20 protein-coding genes are annotated in these 17,001 nt (G+C 68.1%); 6 read left to right on the top strand and 14 right to left on the bottom strand.

All coding sequences use genetic code 11. The features are described 5' to 3' along the window. The first annotated feature begins 153 nt into the window (after positions 1-153). Entirely contained in the window at positions 154-498 is a 345-nt protein-coding gene (locus tag ACT3S6_RS04030) for a bifunctional 3-phenylpropionate/cinnamic acid dioxygenase ferredoxin subunit (RefSeq protein WP_444553872.1), read from the top strand. On the opposite strand, the gene ACT3S6_RS04025 is transcribed toward ACT3S6_RS04030, so the two are convergent. From ACT3S6_RS04025 to ACT3S6_RS04015, 3 genes are all read right to left on the bottom strand, one after another. Next, positions 481-1,332: a hypothetical protein gene (locus ACT3S6_RS04025; RefSeq protein ID WP_444553871.1), complete on the bottom strand. Its 852-nt coding sequence runs from the start codon at positions 1,330-1,332 to the stop codon at positions 481-483. The genes ACT3S6_RS04030 and ACT3S6_RS04025 overlap by 18 nt on opposite strands. Before the next feature lie 50 nt (positions 1,333-1,382). Next, complete coding sequence (locus tag ACT3S6_RS04020; protein WP_444553870.1) at positions 1,383-2,357, bottom strand: D-2-hydroxyacid dehydrogenase family protein; 975 nt, start codon at positions 2,355-2,357, stop codon at positions 1,383-1,385. Between the two features lie 67 nt (positions 2,358-2,424). Beyond that, a complete protein-coding gene (locus ACT3S6_RS04015; RefSeq protein ID WP_444553869.1) occupies positions 2,425-3,345 on the bottom strand; it encodes an NAD(P)H-binding protein in 921 nt (306 codons plus the stop codon). A gap of 179 nt (positions 3,346-3,524) precedes the next feature. On the opposite strand from ACT3S6_RS04015, the gene ACT3S6_RS04010 reads away from it, so the two are divergent. Both ACT3S6_RS04010 and ACT3S6_RS04005 read left to right on the top strand, forming a co-directional pair. Continuing rightward, on the top strand, positions 3,525-4,796 hold the full coding sequence (locus tag ACT3S6_RS04010) for an MFS transporter (protein ID WP_444553868.1): 1,272 nt from the start codon (positions 3,525-3,527) through the stop codon (positions 4,794-4,796). Positions 4,797-4,845: 49 nt separating this feature from the next. Next, complete coding sequence (locus tag ACT3S6_RS04005; RefSeq protein ID WP_444553867.1) at positions 4,846-5,298, top strand: DedA family protein; 453 nt, start codon at positions 4,846-4,848, stop codon at positions 5,296-5,298. A gap of 16 nt (positions 5,299-5,314) precedes the next feature. Here ACT3S6_RS04005 and ACT3S6_RS04000 read toward each other — a convergent pair whose 3' ends face one another. Next, a complete protein-coding gene (locus tag ACT3S6_RS04000) occupies positions 5,315-5,869 on the bottom strand; it encodes a DUF421 domain-containing protein (RefSeq protein ID WP_444553866.1) in 555 nt (184 codons plus the stop codon). A gap of 75 nt (positions 5,870-5,944) precedes the next feature. After that, positions 5,945-7,075, bottom strand: coding sequence for an alanine dehydrogenase (gene ald, locus ACT3S6_RS03995; protein ID WP_444553865.1), 1,131 nt, complete (start codon positions 7,073-7,075; stop codon positions 5,945-5,947). 177 nt (positions 7,076-7,252) lie between these two features. On the opposite strand from ald, the gene ACT3S6_RS03990 reads away from it, so the two are divergent. Continuing rightward, positions 7,253-7,744 (top strand): Lrp/AsnC family transcriptional regulator, encoded by a 492-nt coding sequence (locus tag ACT3S6_RS03990; protein WP_444553864.1) that lies wholly within the window; start codon positions 7,253-7,255, stop codon positions 7,742-7,744. Here the strand turns inward: ACT3S6_RS03990 and ACT3S6_RS03985 are convergent. From ACT3S6_RS03985 to ACT3S6_RS03945, 9 genes are all read right to left on the bottom strand, one after another. Then, positions 7,741-8,475, bottom strand: coding sequence for an ABC transporter permease (locus ACT3S6_RS03985; RefSeq protein WP_444553863.1), 735 nt, complete (start codon positions 8,473-8,475; stop codon positions 7,741-7,743). The genes ACT3S6_RS03990 and ACT3S6_RS03985 overlap by 4 nt on opposite strands. Further along, entirely contained in the window at positions 8,472-8,810 is a 339-nt protein-coding gene (locus tag ACT3S6_RS03980; protein ID WP_444553862.1) for a hypothetical protein, read from the bottom strand. Before ACT3S6_RS03980 ends, ACT3S6_RS03985 begins: the two co-directional genes overlap by 4 nt. Continuing rightward, a complete protein-coding gene (locus tag ACT3S6_RS03975) occupies positions 8,797-9,270 on the bottom strand; it encodes an ATP-binding cassette domain-containing protein (protein WP_444553861.1) in 474 nt (157 codons plus the stop codon). Before ACT3S6_RS03975 ends, ACT3S6_RS03980 begins: the two co-directional genes overlap by 14 nt. A gap of 77 nt (positions 9,271-9,347) precedes the next feature. Further along, positions 9,348-10,805, bottom strand: coding sequence for a GuaB1 family IMP dehydrogenase-related protein (locus ACT3S6_RS03970; RefSeq protein ID WP_444553860.1), 1,458 nt, complete (start codon positions 10,803-10,805; stop codon positions 9,348-9,350). A gap of 102 nt (positions 10,806-10,907) precedes the next feature. Continuing rightward, a complete protein-coding gene (locus tag ACT3S6_RS03965; protein ID WP_444553859.1) occupies positions 10,908-11,801 on the bottom strand; it encodes an FHA domain-containing protein in 894 nt (297 codons plus the stop codon). 7 nt (positions 11,802-11,808) lie between these two features. Next, positions 11,809-12,066: a hypothetical protein gene (locus ACT3S6_RS03960; protein ID WP_444553858.1), complete on the bottom strand. Its 258-nt coding sequence runs from the start codon at positions 12,064-12,066 to the stop codon at positions 11,809-11,811. A gap of 123 nt (positions 12,067-12,189) precedes the next feature. Next, entirely contained in the window at positions 12,190-12,921 is a 732-nt protein-coding gene (locus tag ACT3S6_RS03955; RefSeq protein ID WP_444553857.1) for a GntR family transcriptional regulator, read from the bottom strand. Beyond that, a complete protein-coding gene (locus ACT3S6_RS03950) occupies positions 12,918-14,543 on the bottom strand; it encodes a carboxyltransferase domain-containing protein (RefSeq protein ID WP_444553856.1) in 1,626 nt (541 codons plus the stop codon). The genes ACT3S6_RS03955 and ACT3S6_RS03950 overlap by 4 nt, the downstream gene beginning before the upstream one ends. Further along, the gene (locus ACT3S6_RS03945) at positions 14,540-15,298 is read right to left on the bottom strand and encodes a LamB/YcsF family protein (protein WP_444553855.1); all 759 of its coding nucleotides are present in this window, start codon (positions 15,296-15,298) and stop codon (positions 14,540-14,542) included. Before ACT3S6_RS03945 ends, ACT3S6_RS03950 begins: the two co-directional genes overlap by 4 nt. Before the next feature lie 244 nt (positions 15,299-15,542). Between ACT3S6_RS03945 and ACT3S6_RS03940 the strand changes: the two genes are divergently transcribed. Together ACT3S6_RS03940 and ACT3S6_RS03935 are read left to right on the top strand one after the other, a co-directional pair. Then, a complete protein-coding gene (locus ACT3S6_RS03940; RefSeq protein WP_444553854.1) occupies positions 15,543-16,307 on the top strand; it encodes a SurA N-terminal domain-containing protein in 765 nt (254 codons plus the stop codon). Positions 16,308-16,350: 43 nt separating this feature from the next. After that, the gene (locus ACT3S6_RS03935) at positions 16,351-16,851 is read left to right on the top strand and encodes a DUF456 domain-containing protein (RefSeq protein WP_444553853.1); all 501 of its coding nucleotides are present in this window, start codon (positions 16,351-16,353) and stop codon (positions 16,849-16,851) included. Positions 16,852-17,001 lie beyond the last annotated feature (150 nt).

The following is a 17,001-nucleotide window of genomic DNA, read 5'->3' as shown; positions in this document are numbered from 1 at the left end:
CCGGGGGTCCGGGCTCGATGTCACAACGGGGGTGCTTCCCGGAGGGGGCGCCCCCGTTGTGACGGGCCACATTGCGCGGCGAACGGCGTTGGACAACACTGGAAAGACAGGGACCCGATTGGTGTCCCGCTGCACCAACCAAGGAGTGACACCGTGAGCGAACCCATCAATGTGGGACCGGTCGAAGACATCGAAGAAGGCGAGGCCAAGGTCATCGACTCCGATGACACGGGAACCGGAAACGATATTTCCATCTTCCACAGCGAAGACGGTGGTTTCTACGCGCTCGACGACGAATGCACCCATGAAACCGCGTCGCTGGCCGAAGGCTGGATCGAAGACGGCGAAGTCGAATGCCCCGTGCACTCGGCCCGTTTCTGCCTCAAGACCGGTGAGGCACTCTGCCTGCCGGCAACCGTCAACGCCCGCATCCACAAGGTCGAGGTCCGCGACGGGGACATCCTGCTCTACCCCGGAGTGTCACCGAACGCCGGCTAGGCGCTCCAGCGCCAGCGTCGTTCCCAGTTCGGGCCGGTCGGCCGGGTGCTCGAGATAGTGCACCAAGGCCGAATGCAGGACGTTCGGGTCCGCCAACAGGTACGCCACCTGCACCACCACCTCCTTGCGGGCGGTGGTGCCGTGGTCTTCCGGACCGTCGGAGGCCGTCCGGTCGCGGCCACGCAGGACCACCAACGCCGGGCCTCTCCGGCCCAGGGGGGTGCGGCCGCGGGGGTTCTCGGCGCTGATCGAGCCCATGTCCCGCCAATACATCTCGGCGAGCCCCAGGGGGCCGAAGACCACCACACGGCTCCGGGTCAGGAAGACCCCCGGTTGCTGCTCGGCGGAGGCGATGCGCAGCAACCGCAGGCCCTCGCGCAGGATCATGAATCCGGCCACGCCCAGGACGATGGCGCCGGCGATGGTCCAGAAGCGTTCGAATCCTGCGTGCCACAGCGCGAATTTCCCCACCGCAGCCAGCGCGGCGACCAGCCCGATGACCCCGAGTCCGACCGTGGCCGCGGCAAAGGCCGCCGAATTATGGCGGTAGGCGAAACGGGTGGAGGCCCGCAAACCGCTGGAGGTGTCCACTGCGCTGAGCTCGGGAAGCCGGGCGTCGGGGGTCAGCCGGAATTCGCGGAACAGTGACACGACGGTCCCGATCCCGAAGGCCACCAGGGGGACCCCGAAGAGCAGCGATTGCAGGACCAGCGCCCAGATCCCCAGCCCGATGAGGAACCCGGCCATGACGAAGGCGGGAAGCAGGTGGTGCGCCAACTTCCATTCCCGGTTGCGGGGGGCCCACTGGCCCTCGCGGCGTTCCTCTGCTGACATGGATCCATCGTATCGAGGAACCGCGGGGTTCGGAGGCCGCCGGGCGCGTCCTAGTTCAGCCGACGCAACGGGGCACCGGCCAGCCAGGCCTTCACGTTCTCGAAGGCCTGCCCGTAGAAGACCTCGTAGGTCTGCCGGGTGACGTAGCCCAGATGCGGGCTGAGCACGGTCCGCGGCGCGGCGATGACCGGGTGGTCGGCCGGGAGCGGTTCGACGTCGAAGACATCCAGTGCCGCGCCGCCCAGCCAGCCTTCATGCAGACCCCGAAGCATTGCCTCCTGGTCCACGATCGCGGCCCGTGAGGTGTTCACCAGCAGCCCGGCGGGCCCCAGCAGGCGAAGATTCGTCTCGTCGACCAGTCCGCGAGTGCGTTCCGAGAGCTGCAGGTGGACGCTCAGGACATCGGCGGAGGCGAACAGTTCCTCGCGACCCACGAGCCGGGCCCCTGCCGCGGCGGCCCGGTCCGCTTCCAGGTTCTGGCTCCAGGCGATGATGTCCATCCCGAAGGCCGCCCCGTAGGCGGCGATGCGTGAACCGATCCGGCCCAGTCCCAGGATGCCCAGGGTGCTGCCGCAGAGGCCGAAGCCGACGTCGGTACCGTTTTGCCAGGTGCCGGCCCGCAACGACGCCTGTTGGGCCGGGACATCCCGCATCCAGGCCATGAGCAGTGCCCACGTGAGCTCGGGGGTGGCGGTGGTGGACCCGGCGGTCCCGCAGACCGTGATGCCGGCCCCGGTGGCGGCGTCGAGGTCGATGGAGGCGTTGACCTTTCCGGTGGTGACCAGCAGCTTCAACCCGGGCAGGCCGGCGATGATCTCGGCATCGAAGGCCGTGCGTTCGCGCATGGCGACGATGATGTCGAATCCCGCCAGGGCCTCCACCGTGTCCCGGGCGGTGGCCAGGGTGTCGTGGAAGACGACGATCTCGACGTCCTCCAGCGTGGTCCAGGGCGCGAAATCCAAGGCGACGTCCTGATGGTCGTCGAGGATGGCCAGCCGGTGGGCCGGAGGGTTGGTGGGGGACATGGCAGGGCCTTTCGTACTGGTTCTCGTGGTCCGTGGACCCGGCGCGGTCGCCGGGGGCGGGTGCCGGTCAGTCCTGCAGGCGTTCCAACGTCCGGCGCAGCGATTGCGCCGGACGGCCCAGCAGCCGTTCGACATCCGCACTGACCGGTTCCAGCTCCCCGGAGGCGATCGCGGTGTAGGTGCTGATCCAGGCGTCCATCTGCCAGTCGGGGGCACCCAGACCGTCCCGGGAGGCCAGGGCTTCGGCCACGGTCTCGTGGAGGTAGCGGGTCTGCACCCCGGTGACCTCGGTCATCACCGCTGCCGCCTGATGGAGGTCGAACGCCTCGGGCCCGGTCAGGTCGTAGGTGTGGCCGGCATGGACCGGTTCCCGCCCGGCGGCCCAGGCCACGGCGGCTTCGGCGAGCACCACTGCCGCCACCGCGGCGACGTCGTCCCGGGCCACCGCGGAAACCCTGCCCTCGGCCGCCGGGCCGCGCAGAAGATGGTCGTCACCGGCGAAGAGCGGGAAGACGTCCTGGTAGAAGTTATCGCGCAGGATCGTATGCGGCACCCCGGAATCGGCCAGCAGCTTCTCGGTGGCAAAGTGGTCGCGGGCCAGGGTGAAGACGGCATCGGGGGCGGCGGCGAAGAACGAGGTATAGACGATTTGCCCCACCCCGGCCGCCCGGGCCGCCCGGATGAACGCGGCATGCTGGGCCAGCCGGTCGGAGGCCTCCTCCGCGGAGACCATGAGGACGACGTCGACCCCCTCCAGGGCACGGACGGCCCCCGGCTGATCGGCGAAGTCCAGGGCCGCCGCGGAAGCCTCGGCGGCCGCCGTCGTGCGGGGCAGCGCGCGGGCCGCGGCCTCGGCCCGTTCGACGTCACGGGAGAACAGCCGCAACCGCACCGTTCCGGCCAGGCGGCGGGCCACCAGGGAACCGACCTTGCCGGTGGCGCCGGTGATGGCGATCAAGGGGGTGTTGGGGGAATCGTCGTCGGTCATGACCCCCACGGTACGCCGGGGGCGACGTGGAATGGGCGGAGGGGGCGGTTGCGAATACGATGGCGACATCATGAAAAAACTCGTTCCCTCGCCAAGCCCCTGACGTGGCTGTTGATCATCGCCCTGGTAGGAACCGTAGGAGCCGGTGCGCTGCAAGGCGTCCTGTGAACGGGGGAGTCGTGAACGAGGACGCCACCGGGGCCGGGACCGCCGCCTCCCCCGCGGAAGCACTGATCGAGCCGACCCGACGCGTCGGAGCCCGCTGGGTGACCGGGGCGATCATGGTCAACCTGGTCATCAACGTCGCGTTCTTCGCGCCCATCAACATCCTGATCGGGTTGCAGGCCACGGCGATCGACGCCGGGAACAAGGAAGCCATCCTCACCCTGGTGACCGCCTGCGGTGCCGCCGTCGCGCTGGTCGCCAACCCCGTCACCGGGGCCCTGTCGGACCGGACCACCTCCAGATGGGGCCGGCGCTCGCCGTGGATCCTCGCCGGAGCGGTGCTGGGCACCGCGGCGATGCTCTTCCTTTCCGGGGCCACCACGGTCGCCGCCCTGGTGATCGGCTGGGCGTTGGTCCAGGCCGGCTGCAACGCCATGTACTCGACCATCACCGCTGCGGTCCCGGACCGGGTGCCGGTCGCCCAGCGGGCTTCCGTGGGCGGGCTGGCGGCCATGGGCCAGACCCTGGGCATCCTCGGGGGATCCGTCGTCGGATTCGTCATCTCCGGGAACATCGCCGTCGGCTACTGGATCTGCGCGGCGGCCATCGCCGTCGGGGTGATCCCCTACCTGACCCATCGTGATGATCCGGTCCTTCCTCCGGGGCACCATCCGCCGTTCCGGCTCGGCCGGTTCCTGCGCTCCTTCTGGATCAACCCCGTGAAGCATCCGGACTTCGGCTGGGCCTGGCTGACCCGTTTTCTCATGTTCGTGGGCAACCAGCTGGTCATCGTCTACCTGCTGTTCTTCCTCACCGATGTGATCCACCATCCGGATCCCGCCGCCGGTGTGCTGGTGCTGACCGGGCTCTACGCGGTCATGGTGGTCATCACCAGCGTGCTGGCCGGGCGGTGGAGCGACCGGGTGGGACAGCGCAAGGTCTTCGTCGCCGGGGCCTCGGCGGTGATCGCCTGCGCCGCGCTGATCATGGCGTTCTTCCAGGTCTGGCCGGCGGCGATGGTCGGCGCGGCGGTCCTGGGCATCGGCTTCGGCGCCTATCTCGCGGTCGACTTCGCCTTGTTGACCCAGGTGCTGCCCTCGGCAGCGGCCCGCGGCAAGGACATGGGGGTGGTCAATGTCGCGGCCGCCCTGCCCCAGGTGGTCGCCCCGGCGCTGGCATTGCTGGCGGTGAAGTTCCTCGGCGGCTACATGGCCCTGTTCGTCTTGGCGGCGATCATCGGTCTGGCGGCGGCCGCCCTGGTGTATCGGATCAAATCCGTTCCCTAAGGGTCCGGCCGTGGTCGGGACGCCCTGGATTCGGCGGTATTCTGGGTGGATGGATTGGTTACGCGAGGCTCCCTTCGGCTGGGCGTACCTCTTCCTCTTCCTGCTCTCCATGGCGCGGGCGAACACGACCTACTGGGTGGGTCGCGGGGTCGCCGCGGGGGTGAGCCATTCCCGCTTCGAATACGTCCTGGAAGGCCCGATCTACCGCCGGGCCCAGCGCTTCGTCGCCCGCTGGGGGATCCTGGCGGTTCCGCTGTCCTTCCTCACCATCGGGATCCAGACCGCGGTGAACGCCAGCGCGGGGATGTCCCGGATGCCGTTGTCGCGCTACCTGCCCGCCGTGATCGTCGGCTGCCTGATGTGGGCGTTGATCTACGCCACGGTGGGGATGGCGGTGGTCTACGCGGCCATCGCGGTCGGCTGGCAGTGGATCGCGTTGGCCGGGGTCGTGGTGGTGGCCGGGGCCGTCCTGTGGATCAGGTACCGGCGCCGGAACGGCTAGAGCATGGGGCTTGCCCCTAGTCGGAGGGGACCGCCATGAACGAGGCCGGGACCAGATCCGCGCCCGTGACGCCTTCGAGCATCCGCGGTTCGATCAGGACCCCCGAACGCAGGATGCTGATCTGCCCGGTGGACTCCAGGATCACGCAGGCGACCTCGGTGCGGTGGCGGATGCCTGCCTGGCGCAGCCGGGCCACCAGTTCCCGCTCGGAGACGTGGGTCCGCCGCAGGTTGGCCTGGATGACCTCGTCCCCGGCCATGAGTATGAACGCGCGGTTGTTGATCATTCCCGAGACCCGCCGGAACCGACGCAGCTGACCGGTAACCGCCTGCAGCGCCAGCAGGGTGACCAGTCCCAGGGCGCCGGCGACCACCGTCGGGGTGTAGCCGAGGATCGCCCGCCCGACGACGGCGCCGAGGGCTACGGCGGCTGCCAGGTCGAAGCTGGACAGGCTCGCCATCGTGCGCTGGCCCATGACCCTGATCAATGCCAGAATCACGAGGTAGAGCGCAATGGCGGATACCACCACCCGACCGGCATCAACCCACGTCAGTCCATATTCTTCCCACATCTTTTTCCTTTCCGCCAGCCTCAAGCCTAGACCGGTAGGCGGCTGGGGCCCGACGGGGAGCAGCGGCGGAGGGGCCTACGCGTGGTTCGTTGCTGCGGCGAGAACCTCTGCGGTCGGGGTGTGGGCCAGCCCCAGGGCCTCGGCCACGGGGGCGAAGGTGACGTGGCCGTCGTGCACGGTCAAGCCGTTGGCGAGCCCGTCGTCGTCCTGTAGTGCCTGCTGCCAGCCCTTGGAGGCGATCCGTAGCGCGTAGGGCAAGGTCGCGTTGGTCAGCGCCACCGTCGAGGTCTGCGGGACGGCGCCGGGCATGTTCCCCACGCAGTAGTAGACGGCGTCGTGCACCGTATAGGTGGGGTCGACATGCGTGGTGGCATGCGATCCCTCGAAGCAGCCGCCCTGGTCGATCGCGATGTCCACCAACACCGATCCCGGACGCATATGCGAGACCATCTCCGTGGTGACCAGCTTCGGGGCCGCGGCCCCGGGGATCAGCACCGAACCGATGACCAGATCCGCCGCGGCGACCTCGCCGGCGATCGTGAACTTCGTGGAGGCCAGCGTCTTGATCCGACCGTTGTAGGCGACATCGATTTCCTTCAACCGGGCCAGGCTGATGTCGATGATCGTCACGTCGGCGCCCATGCCGGAGGTGATCGCCGCCGCATTTTCACCGGCGACACCACCACCGATGACCACGACCTTGGCCGGGCGGGTGCCGGGCACGCCGCCCATCAGGATGCCCGAGCCGCCGGTGGGCTGTTGGAGCTGGAAGGCCCCGATCTGTGCGGCGAGCCGACCGGCGACTTCGGACATGGGCGCCAGCAGCGGCAGGGTCCGGCCGGCGGTGACCGTCTCGTAGGCGATCGCCGTGGCGCCGGCGTCGATGATGGCCCGGGCGCACTCGCTCGAGGCGGCCAGATGCAGGTAGGCGAAGAGGATCTGGCCGGCACGGATGCGGTGGTATTCCTCGGCGACGGGTTCCTTGACCTTGAGCACCATGTCGGCGTCGGCCCAGGCCCCGTCGGCGTCCGAGGCGATCGTCGCCCCTGCGTCGACGTAGAGTTCGTCGGGGATGCCCGAGCCGAGGCCCGCGCCGGTCTCGACGAGGACCTCGTGACCCTGGGCGACGAATTCGGAGACCCCTGCCGGGGTGATGGCGACGCGGAACTCGTTGTTCTTGATTTCACGGGGGACGCCGATGATCATGAGGACTCCTTGGTGGGTCTGTACGCCGTGACGGACCCTCGGATTTCCTCTCCAGGGGTCGACGGCTGGCGGTACGAAACAGTGGTGGCTTTCCTGCGGTTCTTCGGGTGTGACGCAGATTTTATTTCGGTACAATCGAGAATATCCGTAATTTCCATCCGCCCGAAAGAGTGTGACGTGGCCACAGCGAAGAATGTTCGGACCAGTCGGCATTACGAGCTCGATGATATCGACCGTGGTCTGTTGCGGATGCTCACCGAGAACTCGCGGCGGACCAACAACTCCTTGGCCGAGGAGCTCGGGATCGCCCCCTCGACCTGCCTGGCCCGCATGAACGCGCTGCGTGAGACGGGGGTCATCCGCAAATTCACCTTGGATCTGGATCCGGAGGTCCTCGGGCATGCGCTCGAGGCGCTGATCTTCGTGCGGATCCGCCCCGGGGCACGGCACCTGATGTCCAGTTTCGCCGAGGAGATCCGCAGCAAGGCCGGGGTGATGCAGCTGTTCTTCCTGGGAGGAACGGATGACTTCGTGATCCACGTGGCGGTCAAGGATTCCAGCGATGTGCGCCAGTTCGTCCTGGACAACCTCTCGGCCAATCCGGCGGTGGCCTCCACGCAGACCTCACTGGTCTTCGAACATACCCGCGGCGAAGTTCCCTGGCTCTAGGGCGTGCGGCGGCGCAGGGTGATTGACCCCAGGACGATGGAACCGACGATCCATGCCCCGATGAACAGGGTCCGCACCACGATGTAGCCGGAGTCCTCGTCACCGGTGGCCACGGCGGTCAGGGCGTCCATGGCGTGGGAGAGCGGCAGCCAGTCCCCGATCGTTTCCAGCACGTCCGGGAGCTGGGCGCGGGGCAGGAAGAGTCCCCCCAGGAGGATCTGCGGGAAGACGAAGGCAGGCATGAACTGCACGACCTGGAACTCGGTGCGGGCAAAGGCACTGGCCAGCAGGCCCAGGGCGGTGCCCAGCAGGGCATCGGCCACCGCGACCAGGAAGAGCAGCCAGAGCCGGCCGTTGATCTCCAGACCGCAGACCCAGATCGAGAATGCCACGGCGATCGCCGTCTGCGCCACCGCGAGCAGACCGAAGGCCAACGCGTAGCCGAGCACGAAGGACCCCTTGCCCAGGGGCATGGTCAACAGCCGTTCAAGGGTCCCGGAACGACGTTCGCGCAGCGTGCTGATGCTCGCCACCAGGAACATGACGATGAACGGGAACATCGCGATGAGGGCCGGCCCGATGGTGCTGAAGACGTCGGTCTCGGAGAAGATCCAGGCCACCAGGCCGATCAGGAGGCTCGGGACGACCAGCAGGAGGGCGATCGTGCGTGGATCATGAAGGATCTGCGCCAGGACGCGTCCGGCGGTCGCCCAGGTGCCCGAGGGGCTCACCGGTTGCCTCCCGGGGCCTGACCGGCCGGGGCCCGGCGATGCCGTCCGCGGGTCCGCGGGGTGGCCGTGGCCGGCGGGTCGTTGGCGGCGATCAGGGTCAGGAAGGCCTCCTCGGTGGTCCCGGTTCCCGTGCTCCGCAGCAGTCCGGCGGGGGAATCGTCGGCAATGAACCTGCCCTCGCGCATCAGCAGCAACCGGTCGCACCGGGTCGCCTCATCCATCACATGGCTGGAGATCAGCAGGGTGGCCCCGTCCGCGGCCAATTGCCGGAAGAGGGACCAGAGGTCCGCCCGCAGCACGGGATCGAGTCCGACGGTGGGCTCATCCAGGATCATCACCTCGGGGTCCCCCGAGCAGGGCCACCGCCAGCGAAACCCGGCTGCGCTGGCCACCCGAGAGGTTTTCGGTGACCTCATGGGCCGAACCGGCCAGATCCGTCAGCTCCAGCACCCGGTCGGTGTCCCCGCCGGGGGCGACGAGGACCTTGCGGAAGTATTCGAGGTTCTGCCGCACCGTGAGATCGTCATAGATGCTCAGCGATTGGGTCATGTAGCTGACCCGGCGGCGGAGCTGCCGGGAACCGGCCGGCTCGCCGAGGACCCGGACACTCCCGCCGTGGACCAGCTGGGTTCTGACGATGCTGCGCAGCAGGGTCGACTTCCCGCAGCCGCTGGGGCCAAGCAACCCCACCACGTCCCCGGAACCGACCGAGAACCCCAGTCCGTCCAGGACCACGGTCCGGCCGCGACGGACCACCAGGTCGTCGACTTCGATGGCTGGTGCCTCAGTGCCCATGGAACCCATGAGATCCCTGCCGGGGCCACGGGTCAAGCCCGTGGGCCCGCATCCGGCCGGCGGCCCGGAGCGGGTGGCTACCAGGAGGTTTCGCGGGGACGGCCTTCCTCATAGCCGGCGCTGGACTGCACGCCGACGACGGCACGTTCGCGGAACCTGGCGATCGACTCGGCTCCCGCGTAGGTGAAGGAGGAACGGACGCCGGAAATGATCGAATCAACCAGGTCCTCCACCCCGGGACGCGCCGGGTCGAGGTACATCCGCGAATGCGAGATGCCTTCCTCGAATAGTCCCGAACGGGCCCGGTCGAAGGCCGACTGCCTCTTGGTACGGTTCTGCACGGCACGGGCGGAGGCCATCCCGAAGCTTTCCTTATAGGAGCGGCCGTGGGGGTCCACCACCAGGTCGCCCGCGGATTCGTGGGTTCCGGCGAACCAGGAGCCGATCATGACGCTGGCGGCGCCCGCGGCCAGGGCCAGGGCGACGTCGCGCGGGTACTTCACCCCGCCGTCGGCCCAGACTTCGGCCCCCGATTCGTGGGCAGCCTGCGCGCATTCGAGCACGGCCGAGAACTGGGGGCGTCCCACCCCGGTCATCATGCGGGTGGTGCACATGGCCCCCGGGCCGACGCCGACCTTCAGGATGTCCGCCCCGGCGGAGACCAGATCGGTCACCCCCTCGGCGGCCACGACGTTCCCGGCCACGACCTTCAGCCGACGGCCGGTGCGTTCGGCGAATTCATCCCGGGCGGCGGTGACCTGCGGCAGCGCCTCGATCATCTTCTCCTGGTGGCCGTGGGCGGTGTCCACGACGAGGACGTCGACGCCGGATTCGAGCAGGCTGGTGGTCTTGGCCCCCACGTCCCCGTTGATGCCCACGGCGCCACCGACCATGAGCCGGCCCTGCGGGTCGACGGCGGGGGAGTATATGGTCGAGCGCAGGATGCCCTTGCGGGTCAGCACCCCGGCCAGCCGGCCGTCCTCGAGCATGGGAACCATGGACAGATGGCGTTCGGCGATCGTATCGAAGACGGCGCGCGGGTCCTCGTCGACCGAAGCGGTGACGATGTTCTCGCTCATCACCTCGGAGATGCGGGCAAAGCGGTCGACCTCCTGGCAGTCGCCCAGGGTGACGATGCCCACCGGCTCGTGGCCGTTGAGGACGACGGCGGCCCCGTGGGACCGCTTCCCCAGCAGGGACAGGGCGGTCGAGACGGAATCGGTGGTCTGGACGGTGATCGGGGTTTCGAAGACGGTATGGGCGCCCTTGACCTGGCCGACCATGTCGTCGACCGCCTCCCGGCTGATGTCCTGGGGCAGGATCGCGATGCCTCCGCGACGGGCCACGGTTTCCGCCATGCGCCGTCCGGCGACGGCGGTCATGTTGGACACCACCAACGGGATCGAGGTTCCGATGCCGTCGGGGGTGGTCAGGTCCACGCTCGTGCGTGAGGCGATGGCCGAACGCGAGGGCACCATGAAGGTGTCGTTATAGGTCAGGTCATGGGACGGGTTGACGTCATTGAGAAACTTCACATGCTCGAGGGTACCGTTCAAATGAGTCCACGCGACACCACCGCCGGGGTCGTGGGGCATGTCCGGTGCCTCGCCGCGCCATGCGTGGCGAGGCACCCGGGGCTAGTCCTCGCGCGGGTCTCCCAGTCCGTAGATTGCGTCGTGTTCGACCGCTCCATACCGGTGATCGTACTGCGGCTTCTGGTAGGCCAACTCGCCGCCTTGCCGACCGCCATGGGGGCGACCATGGTCGGCATATTCCTCGCGGACGAAGACCAGCCGCCAGGGGCCGATGCCGATGCGGGCGCCGGTACGCAACGTGTAGGAGCCACCCTCCGGCAACCGGGTGCTGCCGGTCACCGGTGAGGTGGCCGTGAGGATGTACTCATCATCCGTGGAGTGGGTGATGGTGGCATGGGCATCGCTGGTCTGCGGTAGCCGGAGTTCGGCCTCGGCGTTGCCGCCGATCACCGTGGTTTCTGCGCTCAGGTCGAAGACCTGCGCCGGGCGCCCGTCCCAGGCTTCGCCGTCCTTCACGAAGATCAACCGTGGGCGGCCGCCACCATAGGTGTAGTGGGTCGTCGTCGGTCGCATCCGGTAGTTGCGCTGGAACGTGGGCGAGAGCGGGAAGGGTGTTCCCGGGGGAATCAGGCTCTGTGCGGGATCGCCCGGGGAACCGCGGAGCAGCGCGGACCAAGTCCCGTCCTTTCCCGGCCGGATGTGGGCCGATCTGGTGAGTAGCCGCTGTGCGGCATTGGCCTTGACGGCTCCCAGCGACACGATGGTCCCTTCGGGTGAAGCCAGTGAAACACTCAGGCCCCACTCGCTGAGCTCCTTGGCGAATCCCCTGACCGAGCGCAGATCGGCACGCGGACCGATCCGGTACAGATCGGGGGTGTCGGTGCTGATGACCACCTCGGTCCCGTTGGCCTTCATGGTTCCGTTCACCGTGGACTCCGGCTCGGTATCGGTCGCCGGGACGGTGACTGAGAAGGCGAGGTCCATATCCAGTCTCATCGGATCATCACCGATCCCGGTGGGGGTCCGAGCCGACGGCCTGATCATCGCTGGTGGTGACCCGCAGCGTGCCGTCGAACTTCCAGGTCGCACGAGGTGCGTCCGGACCGATGTCCCGGGGGACTTCGACGGTCATGTCAACGAGCGTGTAGTTCACGGCTGCGCCGCGTCCGGTGAGATAGGACCACAACTGCTGGCCCAGATCCGACCAGTCGCTGACCTGGTTTGCTCCGGATTCCTGTGGCGTGCTGGCTTCCTGTGACATCGCAAAACTTCCTCTTCGGTCGCGGACGAAATTTCGGTGCCTGCTCCGGGTGAGTCAGGTCTGGTGTGGGACTGCGTTCGTCTCAAGTAGTACGATATTCTAGTTATCAATTATTTGATAGACCTATTTATTTCGTATTGGCGTGACCGGCACTGCGCGATGGCGGACCTCCGGATCGGGGGCCCGGGCCTCGATGCGGGCCAGGATTTCCCCCTCGGCGGCATCGAGGCCATCGCGCAGCATCCGGGCGGCCTCCTCCGGCCGGCCGGCCCGCAGGCAGGCCACGAGGCCGATATTGCGTTCCACGTAGTGCGGATGGAAATCCGGCGTCGTGGACATGGTGTGGAAGACCAGTCTCATCCGGGCCAGCACCCGGTCCATGAGCACCTGGAGCGTCTGGCTTCCGGTCAGGGCGATGACCGCTTGATGCAGGGCCTGGTTCGCGTCAGCCATCCCGGGCACCGACCCGGCGTCCCGGGCCTCCGCGGCCCGGCGGACGATGGCGTCCATGGCTTCCAGTTCCCGTTCCGCAGGGGTGCCCCACAGGACGGCGGAGGGTTCGATCACCCGGCGCACCCGGTAGATCTCCCGGACGTCCTCGGCTCCGGGGGAGGCCACGAAGACCCCGCGGTTGGGGATCCGCACCACCACCGATTCGGCGACGAGTGTCCCGAAGGCTTCCCGCAGGGTGTTGCGCGAGACACCGAGCTCCACCGAGAGCTTCTGCTCGGAGAGCTTCGACCCCGGGGTCAGCAGGCCCGCTGCGATCCGCCGGCGAAGGACCGCGGCGATCCACGCCCCCGTGTGGGCGTGACGGGAGCCAGCGCCGTCGTGCTCATGAACTGGAGGCGTCATGGCTCCCGGCTCCTGGCTGGTGGTCGGGGCAGCAGGGTGTCGGGGTCCACCACGGTGAAGCGGATGGACGTGCCCGGGGGAACCTGGGCTGCGGCCGGCAGGTCCTCGGGGACGACGACGGCGATCACCGGGTACCCGCCGGTGACGGGATGGTCGGTGAGGAAGAGGACGGGCAGCCCCGAGGGGGGAACCTGCAGGGAGCCGGTGGCCGTGCCTTCGCTGGACAGCTCGTCGGTCCGGATGCGTTCCACGGGGGTTTGCCGGTCGCCGGTCTCCAGGCGGAGCCCGACCCGGTTCGACTGGCTTCCGGCGGACCATGGGTGGCGGCAGAGGGCATCGATGGCGTCAGGGGCGAACCAGTCGGCCCGGGGGCCGGAGGTGATGCGCAGATTTACGGTGCCCTCCCGGGGCCGGGGCAGGACGGAGGGTTCGGGGTGGGTGACGATATGCCCGCGGGCCACGGAAGCGACCGGCACCGAGGTGCCGGACGCCAGTGGTGCCGGGCCGAGGCCCGATAACGTGTCCGCCGAACGGCTGCCCAGCACCGCCTCGGCCACCAGTCCGCCACGGACCGCGAGGTAGCTGCGTAATCCGCTGGTCGGGGCTTGCACCGAGAGGACCTCGTGATCGTGGAGGGCGAAGGGTGCGCGGGCCGCCACGGGCCGTCGGCCGTGGGGTCCGGAGACCGTCGCCGTCTCGGCGGCACCGGTCAAGGACAGCGTCAGCTCGCCGCAGGCCTGGATCCGCAGTCCTCCCACCAGGGTTTCGACCACCGCCGCGTGGGCGGAGTTTCCCACCAGCCGGTTGGCCTGCCGGGCCGAGGCGGTATCGGCGGCACCTGCCGCCGGAACCCCGAGATCGCCCAGCCCCGGGCGGCCCAGATCCTGGATCAGGGACTGCGGTCCCGGGGAAAGAACAAGAAGGGAGGTGTCGGAGGCCTCGGCGCCTCCGGTGTCTTCGGCCCGTGGGGTGGGGGTGCCGGCCGTCGGGTGGAGCTCAACGAGTTCACGGACGGCACGGTAGCGGACCCGGTCCCCGGGCCGGACCAGCGCCGGAGGGTCCCGGTCCAGATCCCACATCACGGCCTGCGTGCGGCCGATCAGCTGCCACCCACCCGGGGACCGGGCCGGGTAGATGGCCGAGAACCTCCCCGCCACGGCCACCGATCCGGCCGGCACGGCCGTGCGTGGGGACTGCCGACGCGGCACCTCCAAGGACGCGTCGTCCCCGTGGAGGTAGGCGAAACCCGGCGCGAAACCACCGAAGGCGGCCGTCCAGAGCTGGGCCGTGTGGGCGGCGATGACCCCGTCGGCGCCCAGTCCGGTCATCCGGGCGACCTCGGCGAGGTCATCGCCGTCGTACACCACGTCCACGGTGATCTCGCGTCCGCCCACCGTGGTCGACGGCCCGTCATCCAACCGGTCCAGGGCGGCGGGGGCCGCCAGGGCGTGGGCGCGGGTGTCGAAGGCGAGCATCACGGTGGATGCCGCGGCGAGCACCTCGATCTGTCCGGGCAACGGAGCATCGGTCAACCGGCGGTGGAGGGCCACGACGTCCTCCAGCGTGCCGACTTCGACCAGGAGGGTGCGCGTGCCGGCCCAACGCAGCGCCGTCGTCCTCATGCGAACGGCCGGATGTCCACGCCTGCCTCCTCCAGTCCCCGGCGGACCGCGCCCGCGAGTTCGACGGCTCCGGTGGTGTCGCCGTGCAGGCAGATGCTCTCGGCGGGGATCGACAACGTCGAGCCGTCCCGGGCCGTCAGGGTGCCCCGGGTGGCCAGCCGGACCATGTTGGTGCTGATGGCTGCCGCATCGTGGAGCACGGCCCCTTCTTCGCGGCGCGGGACCAGCGACCCGTCGGAATCATAGGCACGGTCCGCGAAGGCCTCGATGACCGGACGCAATCCGGCGGATTCGGCGCGTTCCAGTGCCACGGATCCGGGCAGCAGGAGCAGGGGCAGATCGTTGCCGAAGGCCTTGACCGCGTCGACGACGGCCTCGGCGTGCTCACGGTGGTGGACGATGGCGTTGTAGAGGGCGCCATGGGGTTTGACGTAGCTGATGGAACCACCGGCCGCCCGGGCCACCGCATCGAGGGCCCCGAGCTGGTACAGGATGTCGTCGGCCAGTTGGACGGGGGAGCAGTCCACGAAGCGGCGGCCGAAGCCGGCCAGGTCCTGATAGGAGACATGGGCCCCGATGCCTACTCCGGCAGCCACGGCATCGCGGCACGTCCGGCCCATGGTGGAGGGGTCGCCGGCATGGAAGCCGCAGGCGACATTGGCGCTGGTGACGGAGCGGAACATGGCGGCATCGTCGCCCTTGCTCCACTCGCCGAAGGATTCGCCGACGTCGCTGTTCAGGTCGATGGTGGGCACCGTGGTCTCCGTCCGGTTGCTGGTCCGACCAGCATGCACCAGAGACAATGATTGTTCAACAATCCGATGGTTGCGGGCTGGTTCCGCCGTCGGCGAGGAGCAGCCACGGCGGAGAACCGGCCCCGCCCGGAGGGGCCGGAAGTTGGCCCAGAGCATAAATCTGCCGTGGAGGGGGCGATCTTCAGTGGACGTTCAGGTCGCATTGCTAGCCTCGACAAGATTCAAAATCCTCAGGAGGTAGCACGTGAACAAGAAGAAGATGCTGGCCGCACTGGCACTGGTGGGGTCGCTTTCCCTGGTCACTGCCTGCGGTAGCGGCGGCAATGAAGAAGCCGATGGCTCGTCCGCGGCACCCTCCTCGCAGTCCAGTGAGCAGGCGGCCGCCCCCTCGCCGGACCTGAAGGGCATTCCCGATGTCGTGGCCACGGTGAATGACAAGGACATCTCCAAGAAGGAGTTCACCCGTGTCTACGAGAGCCAGTTCCAGCAGGCGGCCATGCAGGCACAGATGTCCGGCCAGGACCTCTCCGACCAGACGGAGATGAAGAAGCAGGTCGCCGACGGCATGGTCGGCACCGAACTGCTGATCCAGAAGGCCAGGACAGCCGGCGTGAAAGCCACCGAAAGGCAGATGGACAAGGCGCTGACCGAAGCGGCGAAGTCCCAGCAGATGGATAAGAAGGAGTTCCTGGCCGCCCTGAAGAAGCAGGGCATGGAGCGCAAGACCGTTGATAAGCAGATCAAGCAGCAGGTCGAGGTCGAAGGCTACATCGAGAAGGAAGCCGGTCCCTTCGAACCCAGCGAAAAGGAGCTGAAGGCCGCCTATAAGAAGGCCGAGGACGCCCAGAAGCAGCAGGGCAAATCCGGTGAGGACGCCCCGGAGATGCCCAAGTACAAGGACGCCAAGTCCCAGCTGAAGCAGCAGCTCGTCCAGCAGAAGGAGAACGAAGCCACCCAGACACTGGTGAAGAAGCTGCGTAAGGACGCCGACGTCAAGATCAACCTCTAGGATCGAGACGTTTCCGGGCCGGTGATGCTGGCAGACTAGGACCGTGGATACACAGGTCCTGGTCACCATCATCGCCGGCCTTTTGCTGGTCTTTTCCGTCGCAGGAACGATCTATCCCGTGTTGCCGGGAAGCCTGCTGACGATCCTCACGCTCTTGGGATGGGCCCTGTTCATCGGCGGCCCGGCGGCGTGGACCTGCGCGGTGGTGGGCATGGTCCTGGCCCTGGCCGGCTGGTCGGCGTCGATGGTCCTGACCGGGCGCAGCCTCAAAAGCCAACAGATCCCCCGGGGAACGATCCTGTTCGCCGTGGCCGCAGGCATTGCCGGGATGTTCCTGATCCCCATCGTCGGGCTCTTCCTGGGGTTCGGTGTCGGGCTGCTCCTGGCCGAATATGCCCGGAGGCGGAACCTGGGATCCGCGATGCGCGCCAGCGTGAGGACACTGAAGTCCACGGGGATCGGAATACTCATCGAATTCGGTTGCGCCGCGCTCGCCGGTTCGGTCTGGACCATCGGGGTCATCTGGCATTTTTCCGCTCGGTGAACGTGGGCGCTCCCCGCGGGGCGGCGCGCCCCACACCCCCTTGTGAGTTTGCTCGCCTTCCAACGCCCTTCACCGTGTCGGCGCGGATTTGCGGCGTACTTTGATAGTACGAAGAATTTCACGGAGTGTCGATTCACTCGGAGGGAGCAT

Source organism: Arthrobacter sp. AOP36-C1-22, assembly GCF_052377515.1.
Taxonomy (GTDB): domain Bacteria; phylum Actinomycetota; class Actinomycetes; order Actinomycetales; family Micrococcaceae; genus Arthrobacter_H.
The sequence above is the reverse complement of the archived record's forward strand: the minus strand, read 5'-3'. Positions and strand labels throughout refer to the sequence as shown.